Source organism: Ulvibacterium sp., from assembly GCF_965248315.1.
GTDB lineage: Bacteria > Bacteroidota > Bacteroidia > Flavobacteriales > Flavobacteriaceae > Ulvibacterium.
In genome coordinates this window covers 42,767-54,468 of record NZ_CBDFIX010000002.1, presented here as the reverse complement: position 1 = coordinate 54,468, position 11,702 = coordinate 42,767, and the positions used below count along the sequence as shown (strand labels likewise).

Here is an 11,702-nt window from a genome sequence, read left to right as displayed (position 1 = left end):
TATTACTTAGCTAACCATAACTTAGGTTTTAGCTAACCTTTAGTTCTATTGAAAGTTTCATCTTGTCATCAATCTAAAAAACCAACTTGAGATGAAACTTTTTACTAGAATCCTATCCCTGGGGTTACTCTTATCTATTTTTTCCTGTGATAAATTGGATGATTTTCTTGGTGACCCGGATGGGCATGACGATGATGATCCAACAATGGATGTAAATTTTGTGTATAAAAATACCATTCAGGTAGGTGGTGAAGGGGCTGCTGAGATTTCGGCGTATGATTCCATGACCAAGAAACTGTTTACGGTCAATGTGGAGACCAATGGCATATCCGTCTATGACATCTCGGACCTCGATGCCCCGGTGCAACTTTCCTCCATTGCCATTTCAGGTTTTGGAGCTCCTAATAGTGTAGCGGTAAAAAATGGTATGTTGGCCGTTGCCGTAGAAGGTGAAACGAAACAAGATCCGGGTTATATCAAACTTTTTGATACGGAGACCCAAAATTTGTTAAAGGCGTTTACCGTGGGTTCGTTACCGGATATGGTCACCTTTTCACCCGATGGAAAGTACGTCGTTTCGGCCAATGAGGGAGAACCTAACGATGATTATACCAATGACCCTTATGGAACAGTAAGTATTGTTAATGTTAATGAAAGTACCGTAGAAACCATAGGTTTTGAAGGGTTTAACATGGATGTACATACCCTCGCTGAAGGTGGGTTCCGAGTGTTTGGTCCCAATGCAACTCTTGCCATGGACGTGGAGCCGGAATATGTTGCCATTTCGGAAGACTCAAAAACAGCTTGGATCGCCCTTCAGGAAAATAATGGGGTGGCCAAAGTAGATTTGGAGAGCAAGCAGGTAGAGGCCATCTATCCTTTAGGATTCAAGGATTATTCCATGCCTGGCAACGAAATAGACCCCAGTGATAAGGACGACAAAACAGAGCTGGCCAGTTACCCGGTATTCGGAATCTATCAGCCGGACGCAATTGCCTATGCAAAAATAAATGGTACGGAGTATATCATTTCGGCCAATGAAGGAGACGCCAGGGAATATGAAGGCACTCCAGGATTTATTGAAGAAGAGCGTATTGAAGATATAATGTTGGATCCCACTGTTTTTCCGGATGCAGCAATGTTACAGGATGAGACCGTTTTAGGGAGATTAAAAATCACTACTACCCTGGGCGATACGGATGGGGATGGTTATTTTGAAGAATTGTATAGTTATGGCGCACGCTCCTTTACCATTTGGACAGGGAACGGTCAATTGGTATATGATAGTGGTAATGATATAGCCATGCAGACTTTAAGCCTTACCCCGGATGTATTTAATGGGGAAGATGGAAGAAGTGATGATAAGGGGGCGGAACCCGAAGCAGTAGAAGTCTTGAAAGTTGGAGAAAAGTATATTCTCTTTGTAGGTCTGGAACGAAATAATCAGGTGATGATTTATGATATCACCGATCCATACGCACCTGTTTTTATGGATATCCTATCCAATGCCGGAGATATTGGCCCGGAAGGCGTATTGGCCATTCCTGCGGAGTATAGCCCTTCAGGAAAAGATGTATTGGTAGTTAGTAACGAGGTAAGTGGAACTGTTACTTTTTACGAAAATTAGTGTAATTAATTGATTGGGATGGATGATTTTTGACCGATTGTGAAATCAATCGGTCAGGGTCTCCATCATAAATTGATACAGTTCCCGCATTTGGGGTTTGCCTTTGCGTTTTCCCACCCTTCCAAAAGCGTACAGTACAAACCATAGGATTACCATAAAAATCATAACCCCCAGCTGAAGTCCGTAGGGTCTGCCAAGCGAAGCATAAGAATAGGCCCAGATTCCAAAAATGATAAAAAACGTCCCCACACCAAAATGAAGGAACATAAAGAAAGTCCATAAAGTAGGGTTAGGTCCAAAAAGGCCGTAGAGCTTACTGTTCTTTACATCAACTTCATTGATTTCCAAATGCAATTGAGGCGACCAAAAATGGATGTGTTCCCTGTTGAACTTGATAAACACATGGTCATCTATTCTTTTCAACAAGAAGGGATTTTTTTTTGTTTGCTCAAAGGCTTCCAAAACCGTTTCCTTCTTATTTGGTAACTCCAACTGAAACCTGGGTCTTAGAACAATATCATTGGGTAGTGTTTTCAAAGTAAACAACTTAAGCAACTAAAAGATAGTGCTTTTTCTTCAGATTTTAATGGTATTTTTGCCGCAAACCAATGAAGAATGAGTGCTATCGTAGCCATTGTAGGGCGGCCAAATGTGGGGAAATCTACCTTTTTTAACCGTCTCATTCAGCGCCGTGAGGCCATAGTGGATGCCATTAGTGGAGTTACACGTGACCGCCACTATGGAAAGAGCGATTGGAACGGAAAGGAATTTTCTTTAATAGACACCGGGGGTTATGTTGTGGGCAGTGACGATGTTTTCGAAAAGGAAATCGACAAACAGGTAGAATTGGCCATAGATGAAGCGGATGCCATTATCTTTATGGTAGATGTGGAATCCGGGGTAACCGGTATGGATGAGGATGTGGCAAAATTACTTCGAAGAATAGACAAGCCGGTTTTTTTAACGGTCAACAAAGTGGATAACGGAAAACGGGCTGCGGATGCCGTAGAATTTTATGCGTTGGGGCTAGGTGAATATTATACCCTTTCCAGTATCAATGGAAGTGGAACCGGTGAGCTCTTGGACGATTTGGTAAAGGTCTTGCCCGAAAAGGAAATGGAAAAGGACGATTTGCCCAGATTTGCCGTGGTCGGGAGACCTAATGCCGGAAAGTCCTCGTTTATCAATGCGTTAATCGGAGAGGAGCGCTACATTGTCACCGATATTGCAGGGACCACTAGGGACAGTATAGACACCAAATACAATCGCTTCGGTTTTGAGTTCAATTTGGTGGATACGGCGGGTATACGCCGGAAGGCCAAAGTAAAGGAGGATTTGGAGTTTTACTCCGTAATGCGCTCGGTAAGGGCTATTGAGCATTGTGATGTATGCCTTCTTTTGTTCGATGCAACCCGGGGTTTCGATGGCCAGGTCGAAAACATTTTTTGGCTCGCGCAACGAAACAATAAAGGCATCGTAATTTTGGTCAATAAATGGGATTTGGTCAGTGATAAGGAAACCCATACCATGAAGCAGTACACCCAAAAGATCAAACAGGCCATGGAGCCTTTTACCGATGTACCCATCCTCTTTGTTTCGGTATTGACGAAGCAACGTATTTTTAAGGCCATAGAAACGGCGGTAGAGGTATATAAAAATCGCTCCAAACGTATCCCCACCCGTAAGTTGAACGATATTATGCTGCCCATTATCCAGAATACGCCACCACCCGCCTATAAAGGAAAATACGTAAAAATAAAGTTCATTACGCAGCTGCCCACTCCTTTTCCACAATTTGCCTTCTTTTGTAATCTGCCTCAATATGTACGTGACCCTTACAAGCGGTTTTTAGAGAACAAGTTGCGGGAACACTTCGTCTTTACGGGTGTTCCCATGTCTATTTTTATGCGTAAGAAATAAGCTTCTCGGGCTTTGGGGCATTTGAGTCAGATGTTCCTATTTTGAGTTTATTTCTTGGACCAATTGAGGTAATTTTTAACTCAATCTTAATTTGAAAAAGTACATTTATTTATCATTTTTTTTCATCTTTCAAAAAAACTAATTATGTGCCGCATTGCTGTAAGCCTTCTTATCCTGCTATTAGCTTCTACAGTAAGCAATGCCCAGGATAAGCCTACCATTTACATTGACATTCCCACCCAACAGAAGCCCTGGAACCATACAGAATGGAATGCTGCCCCAGGGCAATTTCAATTCGCCATTGTCACAGACAGAACCGGGGGTCATCGTCCTGGGGTCTTCCCTACAGGGATTAAAAAATTGAACTTATTGCAACCGGAGTTTGTTATGAGCGTAGGCGATTTGATAGAAGGCTACACCAAGGACACCGTGCAATTAAATGCCGAATGGAAAGAATTTAAGGGCTTTATTGATTTACTGGAGGCGCCTTTCTTTTATGTACCGGGTAACCATGATATTACCAACAAGGTAATGGAGGATAAATGGAAGGAACTTTTCGGGGTGGCATACTATCATTTTATATATAAGGATGTCCTTTTTCTTTGCTTAAATTCCGAAGACAATATTCGTGGAGCAGGACGTGGCACTATAGATGATGAACAGTATGCATATATTGAAAAGACTTTGGAGGAAAATACCGATGTAAAATGGACCCTGGTTTTTTTGCATCAACCCTTATGGGTACAGGAAGATACCAAACGATGGCAGGACGTTGAACGTCTGTTGGCCCAAAGAAACCACAATGTATTTGCGGGCCATTACCACCGCTATTGGAAAACCGACCAGAATAATGGAAAATATATTGCCTTGGCAACGACAGGAGGAGGAAGTGGATTAAGGGGAAAGGCCTATGGCGAGTTTGATCATGTGGTCTGGGTGACCATGACGGAGGAAGGACCTATTTTGGCCAACTTATTTCTTGAAGGAATATGGGATGAAAATGTGGTTACCGAAGCCTTGGTGGATTTAGTACGTAACAGGCCATTTCCTATTCAAGTTATGCCGATTTATTCGGATGACACCCACCCACAAAATATGATTGCAACTGTTAAGGCCACCAATCAAAGCGATACCAAAATGCGAGTTGAGCTCACCGGCTATAACCATGATAAGTTGTTTTATCAATTGGAACGGACTTCATTTGAAGTAAACCCCAATGATGTGGAGACCTTTGCACTAAACCTTACCAATTTGGACAAAAGTGCACTTACCGATTTGAATCCATTGCAGATTAAGGCAGATATTACCTATGAGTTTGACTCCCAGCCTAACGTAAGTTTTTCTTCGGTTTTGAAGTATGTCCCGTTTTTCAAATACAAGATCAAAGAGGCCTCTAAGATTAAAGTAGATGGAGACTTAAAAGAATGGAAGGAAATGCAATGGATATCTGTTGAAAATGTGGAAGGTTCACCTTTTGATTTTAGTGGTGTTGATGATTTCTCCTTACAATTTGCCACCGCCTATAACGAAGATTATTTTTATGTGGCGATTAAACTCACGGACGATAATTTTTTCATTGACGAAGAAGGGTCTTTTGGGGATCAAGATGCCCTCATCTTAGGGCTGGACGCCCGTCCTCAACATCTTAGCGCTTTCAATGGTGGAGAAGGAAGAGGTGAGGATTGGATAGCTTACCTGAGAACCTTTAAAGAAGAGAATCCTGTTTATGATGAAGAGGAATTACCGTTTAAGGTGAACTTCGCAGAAGAAAGGACCGAAAAAGGTGCTACCATAGAAGTTGCTTTCCCTTTGGAATACGTCAGAAAAATGAACGGCGAGAACTGGTCTAACTTACGATTTGGCCTAGGATATTACGATTTTGATAGCAAAGATGAAAATCCTACGACCCACTTTTGGTTTCCTGCCTGGAACAGTACGGAAGATATCCCTGGATCCGGGATGTTGTTTAGGGAATGATTAGTCCACAGTTGACACCATGATGAATTGAAACGCCCTGAATTTAATTTTTGGTCATTGTTCCATTGAACTTTGTGCGGGCTCTTCCTATCTTTTTTTCAAGGGTTCTCATACTGCTTCACTTCAATTAAAGAAGGGACGATTGAGCCTGGTATCTATTGCCCGATTTCATAACCAGTATCGACTAGAAAAATGACAGCAATATTCAGGTAAGGTCAAACTTAGTATCCAGTAACCAGCAGCCCATAATCAAGACCCAGTGACCAGTAACCTCGAATTTGAAATTACCAACCTCCTGAAGCGCCTCCGCCGCCAAAACCACCTCCTCCAAAGCCGCCACCGAATCCACCGCCACTTCCAAAACCACCTCCACTTCCGAAGCCTCCTTTGGAACTACCGCCGAATCCACCACGCCCCATATTGCTGAGGATAATGATATCCCAAATATCCAGGCCAGAAGAACGTTTGCCACCGCGTCCACCACCTTTTCGATTTCTGCGCGAAAGAATGATCAGTATGATTATAAAAACAATAAAAGGTAGTATGGAGCCCATTGGAAACGACTCGTCATCGCCAAAAGTCCGCTCTTCCTTAAATTCTCCAGTCAATACCTTAAAAATGGAGTCAACACCATCGTTAAGTCCACCATAGTAGTCGTCTTGCTTGAATCGGGGTATAATAACATTTTCTATAATACGTCGGGACATCGCATCCGTAAGATTACCCTCTACGCCATATCCCGTATTTATGGCGATTCTTTGATCATCTCTAGCCAAAAGCACTAGAATACCATTATCCTTACCAGCTTGGCCTATACCCCATTTTTGACCCCATTGGGCCCCAAGGTAATTGATGTTCTCCCCTTCCGTAGAACTTATGATCGCTATGACTATTTGTGTTGAAGTACTATCGGAATAACGAATTAGTTTTTGTTCCAACGCTTTAGCCTGACTATTCGGCAAAAGACCTATATAATCATAGACACTGGTCTGTTTTTTGGGCTTTTCGGGAATCTGGAACTGAGCGAAAGTAAATCCACAGAAGCAAAGGCCAATAAGTAGAAGACTAACCTTTAGAAATTTCATCGCTTAGTTCATTTATATCCCCATGCTGCCATGGGAAATGGGATTCCAATTCCTTGCCCGCACTTAGAACTCCATTAATAATGCCCTGTTTAAAATTACCCTGCTTAAACGCGATCTGTATGGCATCACGGGTAGCTTCCCAAAATCCCTTGGGTACCACCCTATCAATACCTTTATCCCCATAAATGGCAAATTTGCGGTCGTTCACGGCAATATAGATCAATACCCCATTTTCTTCTTTGGTATTGTCCATTTTAAGCATATGAAAAACTTCCTTGGCCCGATTGAGATAATCTAGCTCAGTATGTGCTTCGATATGCACGCGGATTTCCCCTGAAGTGTTCTTTTCGGCCTGCAAAATGGCCTGGACAATTTCCTGCTCCTCCTCGGCGGTTAGAAATTCCTCTACCTTGGACATAAGGTTAGTTAAAGTCAAATTCTACGTCCGGTGCTTGATCCGAACCTGGATCAGCTTGGTAACGGGCCATCTCATCAAAACCGAAGAGTCCGGCCAACAACTTACCCGGGAACTTGGTGGTGTGGATGTCATAAAGATTTACCTTTTCGTTAAACCGATTACGTTCCACATTTATCCTGTTCTCCGTTCCCTCAAGTTGGGCCTGTAATTCCAAGAAGTTTTGATTGGCCTTTAGTTCAGGATAACGTTCCACTACAACCATTAGTTTGCCAAGGGCACCTGCTAATCCACTTTGAGCCTCTTGAAAGGCCGCCATACTTTGAGGAGTGAGATTGTTTACATCTATGTTAGTAGAAGTGGCCTTGGCGCGAGCTTCTATTACATCGGTAAGCGTTCCCCGTTCGAAGTCTGCGGCACCCTGAACGGTTTTGACCAAATTTCCGATGAGGTCATTTCTACGCTGGTAGGCACTTTCTACATTGGACCAAGCCGTCTTGGCATCCGCCTCCAATTCTACGGCCGTATTGTTAAACCCTACGGCCCACTGGTAGAGGCCAAAAGCAATGACCCCAAGAATAATTAAAATAATTAATCCCTTTTTCATGGTAGTGTATTTAAAGTTGATTTATAGTTGCTCTTTTATTTTGGAAAGCTCGGCTTTTATCCGTTCCAACTTTTGGATAATTTCGAAATTATTCAAGGTTTTCTGCCTACTTTCACGCAAATGGATCTTTGCGCCTTCCAAGGTAAATCCCCTTTCCTTGACCAGATGGTAAATCAAGCGTAGGTTATTGATGTCCTGAGGAGTGAATTTTCGATTGCCTTTGGCATTTTTTTTGGGTTTGAGCGCATCGAATTCCTTTTCCCAAAAACGTATCAAAGACGTGTTTACCCCAAAGGCCTTGGCGACTTCGCCAATACCATAGTATCGTTTTTCAGGCAGCTCTACGTACATTAATCCAAGGATTGATTTTCTTGAGTAGCGTATTTGAGCATATTCTCGAATTCTTCCGCCGACAAACTTCCATAATAGAAGTTTATGGGGTTTATGCGTTCCTCATCCTTCCACACTTCATAATGTACATGAGGAGCTTCGGAGCGTCCTGTATTCCCTACAAAGCCAATGATGTCTCCACGCTTTACCTTTTGTCCTCTTTTCACGTTGTATCTACTTAAATGGGCATAAAGGGTCATATATCCATACCCATGTTCTATACGGATATGTTTACCAAAACCTGAAGACCTATTGTCCGCCCGAGTTACCTTACCATCGCCTGTTGCATATATAGGTGTGCCCCTAGGCGCAGTGAAATCCATACCCCTATGCATTTTCCTAGCTTTGGTAAAGGGGTCTGACCGCCAACCGAAACCTGATGCCATTCGGGTAAGGTCTTCATTGTTAATGGGTTGTATGGCAGGAATTGAGGCTAATAGTTTCTCCTTTTCCTTGGCCAATTTGGTAATCTCATCCAAAGACTTGGATTGTATGGCCATTTGTTTTTTAATGATGTCGAGGCGCTTGGTTGTAGCAATGACCATTTCAGAATTATTGAAGCCTTCCAAGGATTTGTATCGATTAATCCCTCCAAAACCAGCTCTTCTTTGTTCTTCCGGGATAGGATTGGCCTCAAAATATAGACGATAAATGTTATTGTCGCGATCCTCTATATTGGCCAAAACTTCCTCAATTTGCTCCATTTTTTTGTTCAAAAGCTCAAACTGTAACTCGTAATTCTTTACCTCACGCTGTAAGGACAATTCCCTTGGCGTATTTATTAAATTGGTATTCAATAATAGGATCAGACATAATAGGCCAAATAATAATGACCCAAGGAAAAAAAAAGCGATATTCCAATAGCGCTTGGATTTTTTGGGCTCTATCTTTCGGTAGGACAAGGTGTCCGGGTCGTAATAATACTTTACCTTAGACATGAATGGATTTTATCCTATTTTTGTGCTTTCTTTTAACAAAACAAACAAATATAAAAATTGTTTTGTACAAACCGTTAAAATTTGTAAAACCTTACCATTTCAATGACTTCCAAAGAAATTAGGAATCAATTTTTAAATTTTTTTAAAGGAAAAGCGCATAAAATTGTGCCTTCTGCTCCCATGGTCGTCAAGGATGATCCTACCTTAATGTTTACCAATGCAGGGATGAACCAATTCAAGGAATTTTTCCTAGGAAATCGGAAGGCGGAACATGTTAGGGTAGCGGATTCCCAAAAATGTCTTAGGGTAAGCGGCAAGCATAATGACCTTGAGGAAGTAGGCAAGGATACCTATCACCATACCATGTTCGAGATGTTGGGGAATTGGAGTTTTGGTGACGCCGCCAGTTCCAATACAACTGGGTATTTTAAAAAAGAAGCCATACAATGGTCTTGGGAATTGCTGACCGATGTCCTCAAAATAGATAAGGCCGATCTCTATGTCACCGTCTTTGAGGGGAGCGAGGATGCCGATAAATTGGAGATGGATAAAGAGGCCTATGAACATTGGAAGGCCATTGTTCCCGAGGATCTTATCCTTATGGGGGACAAGAAGGATAACTTTTGGGAAATGGGGGATCAGGGTCCTTGTGGCCCTTGTTCCGAAATACATGTGGATATACGCACCGATGAGGAAAAAGCAAAGATTTCCGGGGCATCTCTGGTTAATCAGGACCATCCTCAAGTAGTGGAGATTTGGAATCTGGTCTTTATGCAATACAATAGGAAAGCCAATGGGACGCTGGAGCCCCTACCAGCCAAACATGTAGATACCGGAATGGGCTTTGAACGTTTATGCATGGTTTTACAGGGTGTAAAATCCAATTATGATACTGATGTTTTTTCCCCGATTATCCGGGAAATAGAAACCATAACCAATACCAAGTATGGACAGAATGAAGATATCGATATAGCTATCAGGGTAGTCGCAGATCATGTTCGCGCTGTGGCGTTTTCCGTTGCGGATGGACAACTCCCTAGCAACACGGGAGCAGGCTATGTTATTCGAAGAATATTACGCAGGGCCATACGCTATGGATTTACCTTTTTGGGAATAAAGGAACCGTTTATGTTCCGTTTGGTGAATGTGCTGGTCAGTGTAATGGGCGAAGCATTCCCTGAATTGAAACAACAGAGGCACTTGATCGAGAATGTGGTACGGGAAGAGGAGCATTCTTTTTTAAATACCTTGGAACAAGGCCTGGTACTTTTAGAAAGCGTTATCCAATCTACTAAAACTAAAACAGTGGATGGTCGCAAAGCTTTTGAACTTTACGATACTTATGGTTTTCCAATAGACCTAACGGCATTGATTCTCCAGGAAAAAGGGTATTCTTTGGATGAAAAGGAGTTTGAGGAAGCGATGCAGGAACAAAAAGAGCGTTCCAAGTCAGCCTCCGAAATTTCCAAGGACGATTGGGAGATCTTATCTAGCGATATAGAACAGGAATTTGTAGGCTATGACCTTTTGGAGACCAATGTAAAGTTGACCAAATATAGAAGAGTTTCCTCCAAAAAGGATGGCGAACATTATCAATTGGTATTTAATATCACCCCGTTTTACCCTGAAGGAGGAGGCCAAGTGGGGGATAAAGGTTATTTGGAAGTCCCCAATGGGGATGTGGTGTATATTGTGGACACCAAAAAGGAAAACAATGAAATTGTACATTTTGCCAAAAGTTTGCCCAGACATCCCGACGCCACCTTTAGAGCAGTCGTTGATAAGAAGCAAAGACAGCGTACAGCAGCAAATCATACTGCAACGCATTTGTTGCACCAAGCCCTAAGGGAAATACTAGGCTCCCATGTAGAACAAAAAGGATCAGCCGTACATTCCAAATACCTCCGGTTCGATTTTTCCCACTTTGCGAAGTTGACCCAAGAAGAAATTAAATCTGTGGAGGAGTTTGTACGTGCTCGCATAGATGGACAATTGCCCTTACAGGAAAACAGAAATATACCTATGACCCAGGCTCTTGATGAAGGTGCCATGGCCTTATTCGGTGAAAAGTATGGTGATACGGTCCGTACTATCCGTTTTGGGCAGTCCATAGAGTTATGTGGTGGTACTCATGTACGTAATACCGGTGATATCTGGCATTTTAAAATTGTTTCCGAGAGTGCCATAGCAGCAGGAATTAGACGTATTGAAGCCATAACTTCAGATGCAGTAAAGGACTTTTACGCCAAAAGCGAAAGTGTACTTATTGAACTCAAAAGTCTCTTGAACAACCCCCAAGATCCTGTTAAGGCTCTGGAATCCCTTCAAAGCGAAAATGCCAGATTAAAAAAAGATGTGGACCAGTTGCTAAAGGATAAGGCCAAAAACCTCAAAGGGGAATTGCTAAATGAATTGGAAGAAGTAAATGGCATTCAATTTTTAGCTAAAAAACTGGATTTGGATGCGGCCAGTATCAAAGATCTTTCATTTGAAATGGGAAATAGCCGAAACGATTTGTTCCTACTTTTTGGAACGGAGCAGAATGGGAAGGCCTTGCTATCTTGCTATATATCCAAAGCATTAGTGGCTGAGCGGGAAATGAACGCGGGAACCATCGTCCGTGAACTTGGAAAATTTATTCAAGGCGGGGGGGGTGGACAAGCTTTTTTTGCCACGGCAGGAGGAAAAAATCCAGATGGGATACATCAAGCCTTACAAGAGGCCAGAAAATATGTAGTATAAA

The 11,702-nt window shown here is 42.4% G+C and carries 10 protein-coding genes; 4 read left to right on the top strand and 6 right to left on the bottom strand.

The features are described from left to right. Positions 1–91: 91 nt before the first annotated feature. Positions 92–1,627, top strand: a complete 1,536-nt coding sequence (locus ACP2AF_RS01760; RefSeq protein WP_425234527.1) for a choice-of-anchor I family protein — start codon at positions 92–94, stop codon at positions 1,625–1,627. 45 nt (positions 1,628–1,672) lie between these two features. Here the strand turns inward: ACP2AF_RS01760 and ACP2AF_RS01755 are convergent, their stop codons facing one another. Beyond that, a complete protein-coding gene (locus tag ACP2AF_RS01755; RefSeq protein WP_425234526.1) occupies positions 1,673–2,164 on the bottom strand; it encodes a GTP-binding protein in 492 nt (163 codons plus the stop codon). A gap of 78 nt (positions 2,165–2,242) precedes the next feature. Here ACP2AF_RS01755 and der point away from each other — a divergent pair, with 78 nt between their 5' ends. Next, positions 2,243–3,547, top strand: a complete 1,305-nt coding sequence (der, locus tag ACP2AF_RS01750; RefSeq protein WP_425234525.1) for a ribosome biogenesis GTPase Der — start codon at positions 2,243–2,245, stop codon at positions 3,545–3,547. 144 nt (positions 3,548–3,691) lie between these two features. After that, complete coding sequence (locus tag ACP2AF_RS01745; protein WP_425234524.1) at positions 3,692–5,524, top strand: metallophosphoesterase; 1,833 nt, start codon at positions 3,692–3,694, stop codon at positions 5,522–5,524. A gap of 284 nt (positions 5,525–5,808) precedes the next feature. Here ACP2AF_RS01745 and ACP2AF_RS01740 read toward each other — a convergent pair whose 3' ends face one another. The 5 genes from ACP2AF_RS01740 to ACP2AF_RS01720 are packed head-to-tail and all read right to left on the bottom strand — an operon-like array spanning position 5,809 to position 8,959. Next, on the bottom strand, positions 5,809–6,609 hold the full coding sequence (locus ACP2AF_RS01740; protein WP_425234523.1) for a TPM domain-containing protein: 801 nt from the start codon (positions 6,607–6,609) through the stop codon (positions 5,809–5,811). Beyond that, on the bottom strand, positions 6,590–7,027 hold the full coding sequence (locus tag ACP2AF_RS01735) for a TPM domain-containing protein (protein ID WP_425234522.1): 438 nt from the start codon (positions 7,025–7,027) through the stop codon (positions 6,590–6,592). The genes ACP2AF_RS01740 and ACP2AF_RS01735 overlap by 20 nt, the downstream gene beginning before the upstream one ends. Positions 7,028–7,031: 4 nt before the next feature. Next, the gene (locus ACP2AF_RS01730) at positions 7,032–7,631 is read right to left on the bottom strand and encodes a LemA family protein (protein WP_425234521.1); all 600 of its coding nucleotides are present in this window, start codon (positions 7,629–7,631) and stop codon (positions 7,032–7,034) included. A gap of 21 nt (positions 7,632–7,652) precedes the next feature. Continuing rightward, complete coding sequence (locus ACP2AF_RS01725; RefSeq protein WP_425234520.1) at positions 7,653–7,982, bottom strand: MerR family transcriptional regulator; 330 nt, start codon at positions 7,980–7,982, stop codon at positions 7,653–7,655. Continuing rightward, a complete protein-coding gene (locus tag ACP2AF_RS01720) occupies positions 7,982–8,959 on the bottom strand; it encodes a M23 family metallopeptidase (protein ID WP_425234519.1) in 978 nt (325 codons plus the stop codon). Before ACP2AF_RS01720 ends, ACP2AF_RS01725 begins: the two co-directional genes overlap by 1 nt. 102 nt (positions 8,960–9,061) lie before the next feature. On the opposite strand from ACP2AF_RS01720, the gene alaS reads away from it, so the two are divergent. Beyond that, complete coding sequence (alaS, locus tag ACP2AF_RS01715; RefSeq protein WP_425234518.1) at positions 9,062–11,701, top strand: alanine--tRNA ligase; 2,640 nt, start codon at positions 9,062–9,064, stop codon at positions 11,699–11,701. Position 11,702: the final 1 nt, after the last annotated feature.